This window comes from Streptococcus azizii, assembly GCF_001984715.1.
Taxonomy (GTDB): Bacteria; Bacillota; Bacilli; order Lactobacillales; family Streptococcaceae; genus Streptococcus; species Streptococcus azizii.
Genome location: NZ_MSPR01000013.1, coordinates 53,101 through 72,160, shown reverse-complemented (window position 1 = coordinate 72,160; position 19,060 = coordinate 53,101). Strand labels below are relative to the sequence as shown.

General features: G+C 42.7%; 15 protein-coding genes and 1 pseudogene. 6 read left to right on the top strand and 10 right to left on the bottom strand.

The genetic code is table 11. The features are described 5' to 3' along the window. The first annotated feature begins 322 nt into the window (after positions 1–322). The 6 genes from BVE84_RS07320 to pulA all read left to right on the top strand — a co-directional run bounded on the left by BVE84_RS07320 (position 323) and on the right by pulA (position 8,193). On the top strand, positions 323–1,576 hold the full coding sequence (locus BVE84_RS07320) for an extracellular solute-binding protein (RefSeq protein ID WP_076996405.1): 1,254 nt from the start codon (positions 323–325) through the stop codon (positions 1,574–1,576). A gap of 368 nt (positions 1,577–1,944) precedes the next feature. Continuing rightward, positions 1,945–3,237: a carbohydrate ABC transporter permease gene (locus BVE84_RS07315; RefSeq protein WP_076996404.1), complete on the top strand. Its 1,293-nt coding sequence runs from the start codon at positions 1,945–1,947 to the stop codon at positions 3,235–3,237. Between the two features lies 1 nt (position 3,238). Then, positions 3,239–4,081, top strand: a complete 843-nt coding sequence (locus BVE84_RS07310) for a sugar ABC transporter permease (protein WP_076996403.1) — start codon at positions 3,239–3,241, stop codon at positions 4,079–4,081. Positions 4,082–4,345: 264 nt separating this feature from the next. Then, a complete protein-coding gene (locus tag BVE84_RS07305) occupies positions 4,346–5,128 on the top strand; it encodes a DUF1189 family protein (RefSeq protein ID WP_076996402.1) in 783 nt (260 codons plus the stop codon). 9 nt (positions 5,129–5,137) lie between these two features. Further along, on the top strand, positions 5,138–6,121 hold the full coding sequence (locus tag BVE84_RS07300) for a LacI family DNA-binding transcriptional regulator (RefSeq protein ID WP_076996401.1): 984 nt from the start codon (positions 5,138–5,140) through the stop codon (positions 6,119–6,121). Between the two features lie 17 nt (positions 6,122–6,138). After that, a complete protein-coding gene (pulA, locus tag BVE84_RS07295; protein WP_076996400.1) occupies positions 6,139–8,193 on the top strand; it encodes a type I pullulanase in 2,055 nt (684 codons plus the stop codon). A 53-nt stretch (positions 8,194–8,246) separates the two neighbouring features. Here pulA and nrdI read toward each other — a convergent pair whose 3' ends face one another. The 10 genes and pseudogenes from nrdI to rpsD all read right to left on the bottom strand — a co-directional run bounded on the left by nrdI (position 8,247) and on the right by rpsD (position 19,013). Then, positions 8,247–8,696: a class Ib ribonucleoside-diphosphate reductase assembly flavoprotein NrdI gene (gene nrdI / locus BVE84_RS07290; RefSeq protein ID WP_076996399.1), complete on the bottom strand. Its 450-nt coding sequence runs from the start codon at positions 8,694–8,696 to the stop codon at positions 8,247–8,249. Positions 8,697–8,786: 90 nt separating this feature from the next. After that, a pseudogene (locus tag BVE84_RS07285) lies at positions 8,787–9,653 on the bottom strand (YitT family protein); the annotation flags it as partial. A 61-nt stretch (positions 9,654–9,714) separates the two neighbouring features. Next, the gene (gene aspS / locus BVE84_RS07280; protein WP_076996397.1) at positions 9,715–11,466 is read right to left on the bottom strand and encodes an aspartate--tRNA ligase; all 1,752 of its coding nucleotides are present in this window, start codon (positions 11,464–11,466) and stop codon (positions 9,715–9,717) included. Positions 11,467–11,920: 454 nt separating this feature from the next. After that, positions 11,921–12,832 carry an aldo/keto reductase gene (locus BVE84_RS07275; RefSeq protein WP_076996396.1) on the bottom strand — a complete coding sequence of 304 codons (912 nt, stop codon included), beginning with the start codon at positions 12,830–12,832 and terminating at the stop codon, positions 11,921–11,923. Positions 12,833–12,899: 67 nt separating this feature from the next. Then, positions 12,900–13,913: a glycosyltransferase family 2 protein gene (locus tag BVE84_RS07270; protein ID WP_076996395.1), complete on the bottom strand. Its 1,014-nt coding sequence runs from the start codon at positions 13,911–13,913 to the stop codon at positions 12,900–12,902. A gap of 45 nt (positions 13,914–13,958) precedes the next feature. Then, positions 13,959–14,162, bottom strand: a complete 204-nt coding sequence (locus BVE84_RS07265; protein ID WP_076996394.1) for a hypothetical protein — start codon at positions 14,160–14,162, stop codon at positions 13,959–13,961. A 16-nt stretch (positions 14,163–14,178) separates the two neighbouring features. After that, positions 14,179–14,316: a hypothetical protein gene (locus BVE84_RS10880; protein WP_158072009.1), complete on the bottom strand. Its 138-nt coding sequence runs from the start codon at positions 14,314–14,316 to the stop codon at positions 14,179–14,181. 235 nt (positions 14,317–14,551) lie between these two features. Continuing rightward, a complete protein-coding gene (locus BVE84_RS07260) occupies positions 14,552–15,907 on the bottom strand; it encodes a metallophosphoesterase (protein WP_076996407.1) in 1,356 nt (451 codons plus the stop codon). 415 nt (positions 15,908–16,322) lie between these two features. Then, positions 16,323–17,834, bottom strand: coding sequence for a flavocytochrome c (locus tag BVE84_RS07255; RefSeq protein WP_076996393.1), 1,512 nt, complete (start codon positions 17,832–17,834; stop codon positions 16,323–16,325). A 567-nt stretch (positions 17,835–18,401) separates the two neighbouring features. After that, positions 18,402–19,013, bottom strand: coding sequence for a 30S ribosomal protein S4 (rpsD, locus tag BVE84_RS07250; protein ID WP_075105127.1), 612 nt, complete (start codon positions 19,011–19,013; stop codon positions 18,402–18,404). Positions 19,014–19,060 lie beyond the last annotated feature (47 nt).

Genomic DNA, 19,060 nt, shown 5'->3' with positions numbered 1-19,060 from the left:
ATATTCATTTTTACAATCATGAACGTTTTCAAGAGCGCAACAACGGCCTTGCCCCTCTTGAAATGAGGAACAAGGCCGTTGCTTAATCTTTTATTATTTCACTGTCCACTTGACAGGGAGCAGTTCAAAAACAATCTATGTTTTTTCTGTTTTTTATAGCCAAATCCGCTGTTCTCTCTCATTCTCTCGAAAATTTTAAAATTTTTGAAAAAAAGACTTGCAACCGCATTCATTTTGCGATATAATGATATAGAAAAGCAAACGTTTGCGCTATGAGTAGACGTTTCTCACCATACTATCATTATTCGTGGAGGGGATAATTATGAAACACAAATTGATGAAGAGCATGGCTCTTCTTGCTGCTACAACAAGCGTCCTTGCTGCTTGTTCTTCAAATAAGTCAGCTTCCAATGATTCATCTGCTGATGGAAAGTCTTTGACTGTCTATGTTGACCAAGGCTACAAAGACTATATTGAAACTGCAGCTAAGAAGTTTGAAGAAGATAACGGTGTTAAAGTCACTGTCAAAACAGGAGATGCTCTTGGAGGGCTGGATAATCTCTCTCTTGACAACCAATCAGGATCAGCCCCTGATGTGATGATGGCTCCATACGACCGTGTAGGTAGCCTCGGATCAGAAGGTCAGTTGTCAGAAGTAAAACTTGCTGAAACCAGCATGACAGATGACACAACCAAGGCACTCGTGACAAATGGTGGAAAAGTATATGGTTCGCCAGCAGTTATCGAAACGCTTGTGCTTTACTACAACAAAGACCTTATCAAAGAAGCTCCAAAAACATTTGCTGATTTAGAAACACTGGCAAAAGATGGCAAGTATGCCTTTGAAGGGGAGAACGGTAAAACAACTGCCTTCCTTGCTGACTGGACAAACTTCTACTACACCTATGGATTGCTTGCCGGATACGGTGGATATGTCTTTGGAGACAATGGTACAAATCCAAAAGACATTGGTCTCAACAATGAAGGTGCAATCAAAGCAATCGAATATGCGAAAACATGGTATGGTCAATGGCCTCAAGGGTTGCAAGATACATCTGCTGCTGCAAACTTAATTAAAACACAGTTCACCGAAGGTAAGGCAGCGGCTATCATCGATGGACCATGGCAAGCAGCTTCTTACAAAGAGGCAAAAGTGAATTACGGTGTAGCAACCATTCCAACCCTTCCAAATGGTAAAGAATACCAAGCATTTGGTGGCGGTAAAGCATGGGTTATCCCAGTTGGATCACAAAACCCTGACATGGCACAAAAATTTGTAGACTACTTGACTTCAACTGACCAACAAAAAGTATTGTACGATATGACCAACGAAGTTCCAGCAAACACTGAAGCTCGTGAATATGCAGTAAGCAAGAAGGATGAATTGACAAGTGCTGTTGTAGCCCAGTTTGCTTCTGCACAGCCACTTCCAAATATCTCTGAAATGAGTACCGTTTGGGAACCAGCTGCAAATATGCTCTTTGAAGCTGCAAGCGGTAAAAAAGAAGCAAAAACAGCTGCAGATGATGCTGTGAAATTGATTAAAGATACTATTTCACAAAAATACGGCCAATAAGCAGATTGACTGAAAATTGTAAGCTCGGAATGGATCGTCGTCTTTTCCTTGATGATTCATTCCTTGTAAGCCTGGAAATAGCACTAGCCAGACAAGCACTGCGTCAGTCTGTTCCAGTTTAGAAAAATGAACGAGGTCGGGAATCTTTCTCCCAACCTCTTTTATTCAAAGCAGATACTCAACCATCATCTATCATCTTTTCGTTTGCTTTTATCTCTGATGTCCAAGCGTCTGGAATACCGGAGATAAAACGACTTTAAAACATCCAGCAGATGAGCTGAAAGTCAGACAGAGGGGAAAGAACTTTCCCCATCATCCAAGCGACAAAAGATGCAGCAAATGATTATAGCTAGAAAGGAACGTTTAGGATGACCCAACAAAACCCTAATAAAGCCTTACTTCTGTCTCTGATTCCTGGTCTTGGACAACTGTATAACAAACAAAAAGCAAAAGGGTTTATTTTCCTCGGAGTAACCATTGCTTTTCTCCTCTATCTCGTCACCATCGCTTCTGGAGAGATTGCCAATCTCATCACACTTGGAAGTCAACGCGGGCGTGATAACTCCCTCTTTATGCTGATTCGTGGCTCTTTCCACCTCATCATCATTACAGTCTATCTCTTCTTTTATGTCTTAAACTTGAAAGACGCAAAAGATACAGCAAAACGTTGGAATAGTGGTATTCCTGTCACTACAACCCTCAAAGGGATGCTACAAAATATCTATGAGAATGGCTTCCCGTATCTCTTGATTATTCCTTCTTACATCGCAATGACCTTTGCGATTATCTTTCCTGTTGTAGTAACGCTCTTAATCGCCTTTACCAACTACGACTTCCAACATTTACCACCAGGTGCCTTGTTGGACTGGGTAGGATTAGCAAACTTCTCTAACATCTGGCAATTAAGTACCTTCCGCAGTGCCTTTGGTTCTGTCTTATCGTGGACCATTATCTGGGCTCTTTGTGCCTCAACGGCGCAGATTGTCATTGGTATTTTAACGGCTATCATTGCTAACCAACCATTTATCAAAGGTAAACGCATCTTCGGTGTTATCTTCTTGCTTCCATGGGCAGTCCCTGCCTTTGTGACAATCTTGACCTTTAGCAACATGTTCAACGATAGTGTCGGAGCCATCAATACACAGGTGCTCCCATTCCTGAGCAAATTTTTGCCATTTATTGACAATTTCCTGATTCCATGGAAAACAGATCCTTTCTGGACAAAAATCGCTTTGATTATGATGCAGGCTTGGCTTGGCTTCCCTTACATCTATGTGTTGACCTTAGGAATTTTACAATCGATTCCAAACGATCTATACGAAGCAGCTTATATTGACGGTGCTAGTCCATGGCAGAAATTCCGTAATATCACCTTCCCAATGATTCTTGCGGTTGCAGCTCCAACGCTCATCAGTCAATACACCTTCAACTTCAACAACTTTTCAATCATCTACCTCTTCAACAACGGTGGACCAGGTAGTGTCGGTGGAGGAGCTGGTTCAACAGATATCTTGATTTCATGGATTTATAAATTGACGACAGGAACATCACCTCAGTACTCAATGGCAGCAGCTGTGACTTTGATTATTTCAATGATCGTCATCAGTATCTCCATGATTGCCTTCAAGAAATTAAATGCGTTTGACATGGAGGATGTGTAAGATGAAACTTTCTGTAAAATTTAGACGTCGCCTCGGTCAGACCTTGACCTATCTCTACTTGATTGTCTTGTCTGTCATTATCATCTATCCACTCTTGATTACCATCACCTCTGCCTTCAAATCAGGAAATGTCGTGGCCTTCAAGTTGGATGGAAATATCAACTTTACCCTCGAGAATTTTAGCAAACTTTTCAGCGAAACCTTGTATGGGACCTGGTATCTCAACACCTTAATCATTGCCCTCTTGACAATGGTTGTCCAAACAAGTATAGTGGTACTAGCAGGATATGCCTATAGCCGTTATAACTTCCTCGCTCGTAAACAAAGTTTGGTCTTCTTCTTGATTATCCAAATGGTACCAACTATGGCTGCCCTTACAGCCTTCTTCGTTATGGCCTTGATGCTCAATGCCCTCAATCAAAGCTGGTTCCTCATCTTCCTTTATGTCGGTGGGGGAATCCCGATGAATGCTTGGTTGATGAAAGGCTACTTTGATACGGTACCTATTTCACTTGATGAATCGGCAAAACTAGACGGTGCTGGACACTTCAGACGTTTCTGGCAAATCGTTCTCCCCCTCGTTCGTCCAATGATAGCAGTACAGGCTCTCTGGGCATTTATGGGACCGTTTGGCGATTACATCTTATCTAAGTTCTTGCTCCGTGAAAAAGAATACTATACCGTTGCCGTTGGTCTTCAGACCTTTGTCAACGATGCGAAAAATTTGAAAATCGCATACTTCGCAGCTGGTGCAATTCTCATTGCATTGCCGATCTGTACTCTATTCTTCTTCCTCCAAAAGAACTTTGTATCTGGTTTAACGAGTGGTGGTGACAAGGGATAATCTTTTGTCCCACCTTTTCTTGTGAACGAGGTGAAAAACAAGCCTGAGGGAAGCTCGTCAACAGACTGATCAAAAAGCAATAACAGATAAACCGATACTCAATGAACGCCAGCATCAGACTAGCTTCCACGATATAATGCCAGCTTATTTCGAGGAAACAGGCTAAAAAGCCCCTGTGGAGCTTTTCATGCATCGAGACGAGTTGACGAAGTCGCATTTTGATTTTTGAAGAGTATAAAGTCTATAATAGAAATGAGGATCCCCATGTTCCCCTACCCCCTTTCTTATTTTTCAAGCATTATAAAGCCACAAAAGATGTTTGCCAATCGCCATACCATGACCCTTTGGCAACGTCTGTTTACAACTGTTTTTCTCATTGCTCTTTTGGTCATTCCCTCGTCTTTGCAAACGATGCAGCTGCACACGTACCCACTAGACACTTTCATCGATGGGATTTATGCCCCCTTGACTGAAGAAATCGCAGCAGACTTGGCAGAGCATCACCAGTTTAGCGATGGCGAATTGACCTATACAGGAACCGCTCGCTACCAAGCGGTGACATTTGGTAAAGAGGTCCCTCAAGGCTCTGGATTTACCTATCAATTCGACACTGACAAACTCATCATTCGTAAGGATACTACAACCCTCGTTGACATCTCCTATCAGATGTTTGAGTCAAGTAGCTTTGCAGATCGGCAGAGCTTAACTACTGCTATTTCACAGGCTTGGTATCAGCAGAACCGTCTGCCAATCACCCTATCTATCACCCTCATCTCTACCTTTCTCCTAGGCACCAATCTGCTCTTTATCGTACTTGGAGCAACCTTTTTCCTCTATCTAACAAAAAAATCAAAACTCTTTCATCTGCAGTCGGTCAAAGAGTGTTACAATTTGTCCCTAAATTGTCTGGGTTTGCCTACCATCCTAGCTTGTTTTGTCGGTCTATTTGGTCACACGGTGACAACAGTCATGTCTGTGCAAAACATCTTGTTTGTCTTGGTCTTACTCTGGGTCTTTTTTACCACAAAATTTCGGGATCGTGCTTAGGAGGTTTATATGCGTGCTACCATCAAAGATGTTGCTAAATTAGCAGGGGTCTCCCCCTCAACTGTTACTCGTGTCATTCAAAACAGCTCTGCCATCAGCCAAAAGACCAAAGATAGTGTCCGCAAGGCCATGGTAGAACTCAACTACCACCCCAATCTCAACGCTCGTAGTTTGGTCAGCAGCTATACTCAGGTGATTGGCCTAGTCCTACCAGATGATTCCGATATTTTTTATCAAAATCCCTTCTTCCCAACTGCTCTGCGTGGGATTTCACAGGTGGCAGCCGATCATAATTATGCCATTCAGATTAGCACAGGAAAAGATGAAGAGCAACGACTTGAAGCCATTTCTCAAATGGTCTACGGCAGACGGGTAGACGGCTTAATCTTCCTTTATTCAAAACCTGACGACCCACTAGTGCAATTAGCCATTCAGCACCATTTCCCATTTCTCATCCTAGGAAAGGCCGCATCCCCCTTTATCTCATTGGTCGATAATGATAATATTCAAGCAGCCTTTGAGGCAACGAGCTACTTTATTCAAAAGGGATACCAGAACCTTGCCTTTGTTGCCGGAAACAAGGAACTCGTCGTATCCCAAGATCGGTATAAAGGCTATAAAAAAGCACTCAAAACCTATAACATTCCCCTTGACGACAGCAAGGTCAAATTTAGCTCAGGCTTCCTCTTAGAGGACAGTAGCTATAAAGTCATGAAAAAACTCATGAAACAAAAACCAGACGCCATTGTGACGACCGATACCATGGTCGCCGCAGGGATTCTGCGCTACCTCAATGAAATCAATGTGCAGCTTCCCATCATCTCCTTTGACTCTGTCAAACCAAAACTTGCCATTGATGCCTACGTAGATGTTCATGCTATGCAATTAGGACGTGTCGCCTGCGATACACTTCTACAAATTATCAATGATAGCAAGGAAAATAAACAAATTTGCTACCGCCGTGTGATTCCACACACCATTACTGAACTTTAGAAAGGAGCCATCGGCTCATGGCCTTACGACAATTTAATGCGTATCTCGATACTACTGCGGATATTCGAATCCTTCTTGAAAAGCGCTTCTATCATCCAGATCTAACCTTTACAATCGCCTCTGATAAAGGAGAGGAAGCACTCCTAATCGAGCAGTGCACCGAGCAAGAGCAAACGGTGACCCTCTACCTCTCTAGCCCTATACCACTAAGCCTCACAAGTGATTACACTATTTATGATCAGGATCGAAATGCAGCTGAGCTAGCCTATGGCTCTATCGTCCGCTCTAGCCTCTTCGAGCAGACCTTTACCTATGATGGTCAAGATTTGGGCTCCCACTATAGCCCCACTGAAACTCAATTCAAACTCTGGGCTCCGATTTCAAAAGCAGTCTTTCTAGTTCTTGACGGCACTCCCTTTCCCATGCACAGACAGGAAAAAGGGGTCTGGCAGGTGACAGTAGCAGGCGACTTCGATGGAACCAGCTACCACTACCTCCACAAGGTGAACGGTGAGTGGATCTCCGTCCATGATCCCTACGCTCTTTCTTCTAAAGCAAATGCAGGAGATAGCTATGTGATTAACCCTGCCAAGCTATCAACACCACGCCGTGCACAGACGCAACTGCCTCCCGCGCAAGCTATCGTCTATGAAATGAGCGTCCGGGACTTCTCTCAGCAGGCAAGCGCCGGCTTCAAGCATGCAAGTCAATTCCTTGGCTTGACAGAATCCCCTCAATTAGGTGGGATGCACCTTGGGATGGACTACATCAAACAGCTTGGCGTGACCCACATTCAGCTCATGCCTCTCTACGACTTTGGAAGTGTTGACGAAAATTATCCACAGGCTGTGTATAACTGGGGATATGACCCTGTGCAGTACAATGTACCAGAAGGATCCTTTGCCAGCAAACCCGATGACCCTTATGCACGGATCTACGAGTTACAAACAGTCATTCAAGCCTATCACGATGCCGATATCAGCGTCATTATGGATGTTGTCTACAATCATGTCTACCATGCTGAAGAATATGCCTTTGAGCGCATTGTTCCTGGATACTTCTATCGTTATCAAGAAAATGGTCTCCGGACAGACGGTACCTTTTGCGGAAATGATGTAGCAAGCGAGCGCAGTATGGTCCGCAACTACATCAAGCAATCCCTCCGACAATGGACCAGTCTCTACGGTTTTGACGGATTCCGCTTTGACCTCATGGGCATTCTTGACGTTGAAACCATGAATCAAATCGAAACAGAATTACGCCTACTCCACGATAATATCTACCTCTACGGTGAGGGCTGGAAAATGGCAACAGGCCTCGACTTTGACCAGCTAGCCCATCAATACAATGCTGAAAAACTACCAACACTCGCCTTTTTCAATGATGATTACCGAGATACCTTCAAAAAAGTTCTGCTGAACCCTCAGCATCTGGTGGACAAGCAACTCCATGAAAAGATTCAACATCTGCTGACAGGAAGCCGTTATAGCCACTTCCTCAGCCCATCCCAGTCTGTCAACTATATTGAATGCCACGATAATGCGACAGCCTTTGATTATTTCCACATAGAAAACCCTGCCTGGACACCACATCAACAGAAACGCGCAGCCAGTTTTGGGCTTCAGCTGATTCTTATCTCCCAAGGGATGGCCTTTCTCCATAGCGGACAAGAATTTTTCCGAACGAAGGATGAAATTGACAATACCTACAACATCCCTGACGCTATCAACCGTCTCGATTGGACACGAGCGCTTCGCTACCGTGAGCATATTCACTTTATCCGCGAATTGATCGCCTTTCGTAAAAAACATCCGATATTGAGTCAGGCAGAGTATGAAACAATCCAGGAAAACTGCGATTTCTATTGGCTAACAGAGTATGTTCTCCGCTATACCGTCACATCAACTAATGAGACGATTCAGTTTATTATCAACTTTGCCAACAGTGACTTTACCTACGAAAAAGAAGCTGAACAACGCATCCGCTTTACTTTCCCACCGCTCACCAATGATAGCAACCATATCCTTATCGCAGGGCAAAGTATCTGTATCTTAGAAAATACGGCATCGTAACGCAAAAAATCTCAAATCAAGTATCCTGATTTGAGATTTTTTATCGTCCTACACTAGACCAGCTCCATAATCGTTCTCCCTACCCGCTCAACGTCACTATTGAGACCACGAAGTTCAAAGTTATCAAGGACTGGAAAGCCAAAACGCTCAGCATACTGTTTGGCTGTCAGACAGTACTGATTATTAAAATTACGGTTGCCTGAACCGACAACTCCAAGGCAGTTCGCTACATTTGTACCGTAGGCAATAAAATCTCCCAACGGTGTCGTTAAAATCTCCACATCCCCATTGTCTACACCATTCCCACCTTCTAAATAGGTCGGTAAAAAAGCCACAAAAGGGGCATCTAGTTCATAGAAAGGGATACTCTGCTTGACCAACTCCTTGACATGGACTCGCTCCACCTGTATATCAGACTGGAATTGTAAAAAAGTCGTCAAACGTTTTACAAAACTTTCTGTATTACCACTCAAACTAATATAGACAAGGTATACTTTTTTCATCTCTTCTCCATTCAAAAAACACAATATATAGAATACATATACCATTATATATCCATATATTGTGTTTGTCAACGTATCGGTAGTATTTCTCTATTCGCGTGCCTCTACAAACCGGCCAATAATATTGACATTATCAGCGACAGATACAAAGGCTGTCTTATCGGCCTTTTTCATAATCGCCTTAAAATCATTAAATTCTGCCCGTGTAATAATGGTAATCAAGACAGTCTTTTGTTCGTGATTATAGGCACCTTCTGCACCATTGATAATCGTCACCCCTCGGTGCAATTTTTTTTGAATCATCTTGATGACACGGTTGGGATGACTGGTGATAATCATAGCCTGCATGCGCTTTTGCTTGACATAAATCACATCCGTCATCTGGCTACACACAAAGAGAGCAATCATGGAATAAAGGGCATACTTCCATCCAAAGGTGACACCTGCTGCTAGCATGATCAACACATTGACAATCAGAGAGATACTCCCCACCTGACGTCCAGTCTTTTGCCGAATCAAGATGCTAATAATATCCGTACCACCACTTGAAACGTTATTACGGAGGGCAAACCCAATTCCTGTTCCCAGCATGAGGCCTCCAAAAATTGCATTTACCAGCGGATCTGTCGTCAAGGTGATGTGAGGCATAAATTGGATAAAAAAGGAACTAAAGGTAACCGTAATAAAGGTAAAGATGGTAAATTTATTCCCAATCTTATACCAAGCAATCACTAATAACGGGATATTCAAGCCATAGTATAGCACTGCAAGCGGAATATCAATCCCCCAATAGGTAACAGAAATGGTAGAAATAATCTGCGCAATCCCTGTCACCCCAGATGAGTAAACATTGCCTGACTGGAAAAAGAAGTTGACGGCTATACTAGATAGGATTCCGTAGATAATCGATCCCGAAATACGCTCAGCATACCGCTCTCGTGAGACACTTGAGATGACAGACCAAAAACGATTACGCCGAGCCTTTCTCAGAAATTGAATCCGAAGTTTTCTAAAATATCTATTCATTGGTTGTAGTAATGCTAAGTGCTAATTCTTCTAATTGACTATCTGCCACCATGCTTGGTGCCTGAGTCATCGGGTCGCTAGCCTTGTTATTTTTAGGAAAGGCGATGACTTCACGAATATTATCCTTACCTGCTAACAGCATGACCAGACGATCCAAACCGAGCGCCAGTCCACCATGTGGTGGGAATCCGTAGTCCATGGCTTCCAAAAGAAAGCCAAATTGCTCATAGGCCTGCTCCCTGCTAAAACCAAGTGCCTTTAGCATACGCTCTTGCATCTCTTTTTGGTTGATCCGCAGACTTCCTCCACCTAACTCATAGCCATTTAAAACAATATCATACGCTACTGCACGAACACTTGCCAAATCGCCCTCTAAATGATGGGCAGAGTCCTCCGTCGGAAGTGTAAAGGGGTGGTGGGCACTCATAAAGCGTCCCTCTTCTTCTGACCACTCAAACATCGGCCAATCAACAACCCACAGGAAGTTAAACTTAGTCTCATCAATCAAGCCTTGCTCTTTGGCCAAGCGAAGCCGGAGAGCTCCTAGGGTATTGTTAGCCACTTCCAGTTCGTCTGCGACAAATAGAACCAAATCATTGTCAACTAGATGTAAACGTTCCGTCAATCCACTTGTCAACTCTGTTAAAAACTTAGCAACTGGTCCTGTCAGTTCTCCATTGCTAACCTTAATCCAAGCGAGTCCTTTCGCTCCAAACTGCTTAGCGTAGTCAGTTAATTTATCAATATCTTTTCGTGAATAGCTATCTGCTGCACCCTTGACAACAATAGCCTTGACAGCCCTTGCTTCTGCAAAAACTTTAAAATCCACTCCCTTGACAAGGTCTGTCAAGTCTTGTAGTAACATATCAAAACGGGTGTCCGGCTTATCGCTACCATAGATATTCATGGCATGATCGTAGCTCATGCGAGGAAACGGTAAGCTCACCTCAATTCCTTTGGTCTCTTTCAAGACACGCGCCAGCAAACCTTCCACTAAATCTTGAATTTCTTGTTCAGACAAGAATGAAGTTTCTAGATCCACTTGTGTAAACTCAGGCTGACGGTCTCCACGTAAATCCTCATCACGGAAGCATTTTACGATTTGATAGTAGCGATCAAACCCTGCATTCATCAGTAATTGCTTGGTAATCTGTGGACTCTGTGGTAGGGCATAAAAATGGCCTTTGCTGACACGACTTGGCACCAAGTAATCACGTGCTCCTTCAGGTGTAGACTTGGCCAGCATCGGTGTTTCAACATCGATAAATTCACGTTCATCTAGATAATTCCGAATGCTGTGCGTTACGGCAGCCCGCAATTTAAAGCTGGCCAACATCTCAGGCCGACGTAGGTCTAAATAACGGTAACGAAGACGGGTATCATCGCTTACTTCAATCCCATCTTTAATTTCAAATGGTGTGGTCTTAGCCGTATTTAAAATGTTCAAGTGAGATACTTGTAACTCCACTTCACCTGTTGGGATAGCAGGATTTGCCTGCTCTCGAGCTACAACCTGTCCTGTCACTTCAAGGACAAACTCACTGCGAACCTTCTCAGCTTGCGACATAAGCTCGCCCGATACGGTCTCAGGATTGATGACGAGCTGCATGATTCCTTCGCGGTCTCGCAAATCAATAAACATCAAGCCACCTAAGTCACGACGGCGACCCACCCAGCCCTTCAAAGTAATTTCTTGACCGATGTGTTCCTTGCGAACACGTCCCGCATACATTGAACGTTTCATTTTTCTCCTCTTTTATAGTCATTTAGTTTATACCTAAAGGTGGCCACAGTGTATCTTGACGAGTGAAAAGCTCCAGTGGAGCTTTTCAGCCTACCACCTTTCATTAAAAAGTGCTAGTTTGAAACTCCGTTTCTTGATTTCCAACCTTCAACAGTCTAATGATTGTTGAAGGAGCCTCTCGCTAGTGACACAAGTCCCCTCGTTTCGTCTCCAACCTTACCTACTTCGCTCTCGGATTTATAGGCTCAGGCTGAAACAGTTCACCGAACTGTTTCACTCTCCCAGACGAGTGGAGCCAGCACTAAAAGTAAACTAAAAGACTTTACTGATTTTACACTCTTCATTCTACCATAAATGGACAGATTTTTGGGGGAATTTGACAAGAAAATCGAAAAAACAGCCTGTGTAAATAGTAAAAGATACTAATATAGAGACTGATGATTGACGGTATTTCCTAAGGCAAGAGATTGCCTGCACTTCTATACACTTCATACCATTCTGGTCGAGTGAGTACAATGTGGCTTGCCTGCGCAATTTTAGACAGACGTTCTGGATTCATTGAACCCACAATGGTCTGAATCTTAGCGGGATGTCGTAAAATCCAAGCGACAATGATTGCTTCACGTGAAACATGGTATCGCTCTGCTATCTCCCCAATGGTCTGGTTTAAAGGAGCATAGTCCGGATGGTTGGCAAAAATACCTCTTTGCAGATCAATTAAGAAGGGGGACCATGCCTGAATAGTGATATTGTTAAGCTGACAATAATCAATGAGGCCCCCATCGCGCATCGTCGCTGCGTCATCTTTCATATTAACGTGGAGACCTGCATCAATCAAAGGAGTATGGGCAGGTGATAGTTGTAGTTGATTGACCGCAAGTGGCTGGTCTAGGCAGGATTGCAACAACTCCATTTGAAAAATATTTTGGTTGCTGACCCCAAAATGACGAACCTTACCCGCTTTTTTCAAGTGATAAAAGGCCTCTGCCACTTCTTCTGGCTCCATTAAGGCATCTGGGCGATGAAGAGCTAAAACATCTAGATAATCCGTCTCTAACCGCGAAAGAATGCCATCCACAGACTCTAAGATATAGTCTTTAGAAAAATCAAAATAACCCTTGCGAATGCCACATTTTGATTGAAGAATCAGGTTCTCACGCTTGAGTCCTGCCAGTTTTGCTCCCTGAGCAAAGCGGATTTCTGACTCACCTCCGCCATAAATATCCGCATGGTCAAAGAAGTTAATTCCTTTCTCAACCGCAGTTTCCAAGACTGTAGCTGTTTCCTGATTACTCAAGCTAGCCATTCGCATACAGCCTAGACCAATCCGCGATACTTCCAACCCTGTTTGTCCTAATGCTTGCATTTTTTCTCCTTTGTAAACGCTTCTTGTCTTTCTTATTATAACAGAAAAACCCAGCCGAAACTGAGTTTTAGTTAAAGCCATAAATTCTCTTGGCAATCTTGTAAACTGCATTGGAAATCTTGCGACCTGGATAGCCATAGAGGTTGGTCAACTGCCCCAGCAGGCCATTGCGCACAATTTTGAAAAGGGCTGGGTTATTATCCTGAATATAGTGCCAGAGTTCCTGCTTCTTCATCATATGCTCAGCAGTACCAGCACGATTGAGCAGGGCACAAGAGATAATCGTTGTAATCTCCACATGGTTGAGCAGGTAGCTCCGCAAGTCAGGGTTCGTCAACTGGTCCAGATTCAACTCGTCCACCAAGATTTTATTGACCTTAATCTGTTGGTCAATCCGTTTGATCATAACAGATTCGTTAACAGATTGATCATTGCGACCGATAAAGTATCGATAAAAATCTACCGGCAGATAATACATTGTCTGGACTGCCTGTAAGGGGGTGAAGACAAAAATGTTATCCACATAAAAAGTATGCTCGGGTAAGATCAGTCCTACTTCCCGTAGCAAGTCTGTCCTGTAAATCAAGGAATGCATCATCATATATTGGCCTTTGGAAAAAGCTCCCACCTCATCCCAGCCAAAAATACGATTTTCTGGTAGGACATTCTGATAGTCCATCCTTTTTTTGCGAGATTGTCCTTCTTTTTCATAGACAAAATTTGAAATAAACGCATCCACTGACTGCCCTTGTCCGTCTAAGCGTGCTAAGGTTTCAAGAATCTTAAGGTAAGCTCTAGTATCCACCCAATCATCGCTATCTACCACCTTGAAATAGCGTCCCTTAGCCTCACGAATCCCAGTATTAACAGCTCCACCATGTCCCTTATTATCCTGATAAATGGCCCGAACATTTGGGTAGCGGTTCGCTAAATTCTCGGCAATAACCTGTGTCTGATCGGTCGATCCATCATTGATAATCAAAATCTCTACCAAGTCTCCTCCGATTATCAGCGAGTGAACGCAATAATGCAGGTAATCTTGAGCATTGTAGCTAGGAATAGCAATGGTTAGTAAGGTCATTTTTCTCTCCGTTTTGACACAATTTGTTACTATTTTATCACATTTTTAGGAAAGTTGCTTTTGGCATTCTTTTTTTGCACGAAAAGCCTTGATGAATTGACCGATATTGGTCACCATCACCTCAATCCCGTTAGGCTCAACTCGTAAGTGACTGCAAGCAAAACCTGTGTAGAACAAACCAAAGCCAAATGGATGCTTGACAGACTTGACAACACTTGTAAAGTAACGATAACCAACGTAAATCCCCATGGTAGAAAGCCTATTCTTATCGGGCAGGAAAATCCCTAGAAGAATAAATATCAGACAAGGCATAAGGATAAGTTTCGCTCAACTTACCTGCTGGGTTGACAGGACCTGCCAAGGCATCTAAAATTGCCCCTGCTCCTGCTTGACTATTTATCAACAGTCTGTGGATAACTTGTGGACAAAAGGCTACTTCCTGTTGATAACTTTCCTATCTTCAAGAAAAAATCCTCTTGGAAGAACTGAAACGACGATGAAACAATCGGATGTGACCACCGTTGTTTTTACAATCTTGTCCATTCTTCAGTAGTTGTTGTAAAAAATAGCTGCCTATCTTTTTCGTACAGAGTTTAGAGGGTGTTCAGTTATAACAGTCAAGAACAGTCTTGTGCTTATTATTTTCCTACCGTAAACCACTCAAGTTCTACAGAATCCATAGGAGAGCCTTCGCGCATCTCAACGATAATCATACCGATGTACTCTACTAGCATGCTCTCAGGTTCTTGTTGCAAGAGGGTAGTATAGGTTGGGTTACTATATACATTTTCCTCCAGCCATTCATCACTCAAATGTTCACCTGAAAAGAAAGCTAGATTGATGGGGGCTATCATTTCAGATAACTGATCTGCAAACCTCCTATCATAGGCACCTTCATCGTGCAAAGCCGTATGGACCATTAGCTCACTAGACCGATTAAAGACATCTATTAAATAGTTTGTATGATCTGCCAAATCAGGATTGGAATGGTTTTTCCACAAGTCAACAGGAAGTTTCGTTTGCTGATAAATGAGATGATCCTCTTTTAGAGATAGTCGACCTATAGTCATAGGATACATAGAAAAGGCACCATTTACAACCTCTGTCAATCTAGATTGCTTACCGTCTGAGTGGGCAATATGTTGGGTATGGATATGACCTGAAAAGGTAAGAGAAATACCGTATTGATCATATAGTTCGCGCAAATCTACCGCATTGTCAAGTGTAAATCCATGTGTCAATGTAGTATGGTGATCCAAGACATTATGGTGCATGATTGGAAGCACCTGTACACCTGCTGACTGAGCTTCTTCTAATTGATTTTTTATCCATTGCAAGGTCTCTTTTTTTAGACGTCCATTCGTTTTAGGAGCCCCCTTTCCAAGACCATCAGCATAGATATTACTATCGATCATCAATAACCAGAGATTTGAAAAAGGTTTTGCCATATAAGTGAGCGAGGCTGCATCCCGCTGGGCTGCTTGCGCATATCCATAATCTGAAAAAATGCTTTCAAAATCATGTCTGGTCACCTGATCTGTATATATCTGATCCTCCCCCCTAAATCCACGTGCCCATCCGCTCGCAATATCATGGTTTCCCGGTATGACATACACCTCTGTTCCAGCAGCCTCTATCATCTTGAAATATTCCGCTAGGTCCTTCATACTCTCTTTCTCACCATTTAAACTTACATCACCACTGACGATTAGCAGGCTTGGTCTTTCCTTCTGGACTTGCTCCACTAAAGCATCCATTCTCTCCCGACTATAGCGAACATCCTTTCCTGCAGCAGTATTTTGAATAACTGAAAATGCCTTGCCGTTGTCATGCAGGTTAGGCGAGAGATAGTGAAGATCTGTTATCAACCAAATTTGTTGAGACTCTGTCCAACGTTCTACCACATACAAATCCTTTATCGATGATTTTGACAACAAGAAAGATAAAAAGCCTATGCCTAAACAGACTAAATATACCAAATAGCGCTTCTTCATACGATCCTCCATCCTCCTTATCCATTGTATCATCTTTTAAACCTCTATTCATAGTTCAGCACTTCTTCTAATACCCCTTAAAAATCAACATCTGAATAATCAAAAAAACCGAAGGATTGCAACAGTTCGGGGAGTAACCTAATCCAGTGGAGTGAAACAGTTCGGTGAACTGTTTCAGCTGGTCACCCAAAAATAAGAAAGTGACCATAGAAGCCCGAGCCAAGAAATCGGAAAGCGAGGATTAACCAGTTGAAACAAGAGAGTAACCATAAAAGCCTAAGCTAAGAAACAGGAACACGAGGATAAATGCTCCTTCGTTATGTTTCCTAATTTTCAGTCGATTTTCACACGCCCCTTGTATCTTGTGTGAAATCAAGAAGCTGGGGAAACAAATCCTCAGCTTCTTGATAGACTATTATTTTACAAATTTCGCAGACTGTTCTCCGGCTTGGCGACCGAATACAATGATATCTGCAACGGCATTTCCACCAATACGGTTTTTACCATGAACACCACCTGTCACTTCACCAGCTGCGTAAAGACCTGGAATGGCTTGACCTTCTTTGTTCAAGACCTCTGTGTTCGTATTGATTTTAAGACCACCCATTGTGTGGTGCACCCCTGGCGCAACTTTGATTGCATAGTAAGGAGCAGCGTCTAAAGCATAATCCATACCACTTGAGCGACCGAAGGCTGGATCATTCTTATCTGCAACAGCCTTATTCCATGTATCCAAGGTTGCCTGCAAAGTATCTGCTGGAACATCGAGGGCTTTTGCAAGATCTGCCACTGTTTCACCTGATTTTACAAGGCCTTTCTTCTCATATTGAGCGATGGCTTTTACACGATCTTTCAAGGCTGAATCAAAGACTACATAAGCGTAGTTTGGTTCTAGGCTGTTGATAGCTGCCGATACTTTATCACGTGTTTCTAACTCATTGAAGAAACGCTCTCCTTTTGAATTGACCAAGATAGCACCTTCTCCACGAATAGCTTCTGTAATGAGGTAGGCCTTTTCTTGCTCTACAGTTGGGTGAATTTGGATTTGTTCCATGTCAACTGTTGCAGCACCTTTTGCTTCTGCAAGGGCAATCCCATCACCTGTTGATCCCGCCTGATTAGTTGTCACATATCCTTTTAATTTTGGATTTAATTGTGCCACCTTATCTAAATCAGCACCGAAACCACCTGTCGCAATGACAACTGCTTTTGCTGCAACTTTCTTGGTTTTGCCGTCAATGGTCACTTCAACACCTGAAATTTTACCATCTTTTTCTTCAAGATTGGTCACATCTGCATTGACAAACATTGGAATTTTACGCTCTACTAAATTGTGGTAAAGACCTGTCACAAGATAACCACCAACTGCTGACCCATCTGCTGGACGGTGTGTCCGTTTTTCACTCATACCACCAGTCGTTGTGATGTTGCTAAGGGTAATCCCCATACCATCCAACCAGTCAATAGCAGAGGCAGAGTTATCTACTAAGTAGCGGAGCAATTCTGGATCATTGGTTCCGCCACCACCTTTAAGGGTTTCTTCATAAAACTTATCGTTTGAATCTTTAATTCCTTCTTTATCTTGGAATTTTGTTTGAGAGGCATTCATACCTGCAGATGATTTTGCAGTATTACCACCAACTTCTCCCATTTTTTCAAGAACCGCTACACTTGCCCCTGCATCATGAGCAGAGACTGCGGCAGCCATGCCCGCACCACCTGAACCGATGACTAATACATCGTAGCTATCCTTCAACTCAGCTGGATCTGTATAGACCTTCTCTGACGCTCCTGAAACAGCCTCTTCTTTTGAAGAGGAAGCAGGAGTTGATGATTCTGCTGTATTGGTTGACTTGCTTCCACAAGCAATCAAGACGACTACTGCAAGTAAACTAAGTAAGGCCCCAAGCCAAACTTTTTTCTTCATAATAAACCTTCTCCTTTTCTTTTGGTTACTGTCCTATTTTACCCTATTTAGTAATCGGTTGCAATAGTTTTTTGTAACTTTTTTCACAAATGACTTATCTAATACTCACTAAAAATCAACAGTAGACTAGCTTTCATAATTGAGAATTGTGAAAGATGGAGAATGAGATTAGAACCGCTAATTTCCTTACAATCGAAGATGAAGGTAGTTGAATACAAAGGGTGTATAAAAAGCGAATGAAAAATAGGAAATCAAAGTAGGTTGCTTTGCAACCAATGAGATTTATCCCTAAAGGGATTCTCATTTGTAATCAGCTAAAGCTGAAACAGCTGCCTATCTTTTTTCCGAGGTTTTAGGCTGAATTCAATTCCACAAGATACAAAGCCCATGAAAAGCTCCAGTCGTGTTATCTATTCCCCCGAGACTCTTGACAACGTATCCTGTTGATTTTTAAAGAGTATAAACTTCTATCCATATCATCTACGGTGTCAAAAAGATTGCACCTAGTGGATAAGGGAAGCAGAAAAAGCCCACTGTTGTAGGCTTTCTGTAAGATAATTCTTAAAATTAAAGCATTTTGTTGTAGAATTCAACGACAAGTGCTTCGTTAATTTCTGGGTTGATTTCATCGCGTTCTGGAAGGCGAGTCAATGAACCTTCCAATTTGTCAGCATCGAATGATACGAATGCTGGACGTCCAAGAGTTGCTTCAACCGCTTCAAGGATTGCAGGAACTTTCATTGATTTCTCACGAACTGAAATCACCTGACCAACTTCAACACGGTAGCTAGGAATGTCAACGCGTTTTCCGTCAACAAGAATGTGGCCGTGGTTTACAAATTGACGTGCTTGACGACGAGTTGTTGCAAGACCAAGACGGTATACAACGTTGTCCAAACGGCGCTCAAGAAGAAGCATGAAATTGAAACCAAGGATTCCGCCTTTGATTTTTGTAGCTTGTACGAATAAATTACGGAATTGCTTCTCACCTACACCGTAAGAGAAACGAAGTTTTTGTTTCTCAGCTAATTGCAAACCGTATTCTGATAATTTGCTACGGTTATTTGGTCCATGTTGACCTGGTACATAGTTACGGCGAGCAAGCTCTTTACCTGTGCCTGTAAGTGACAAACCGAGACGACGTGCTTGTTTCCAAGATGGTCCTGTATAACGTGACATAGTAATGTCCTCCATAAATTTTTTTATGGAAATAGTCTTTAAGAAAT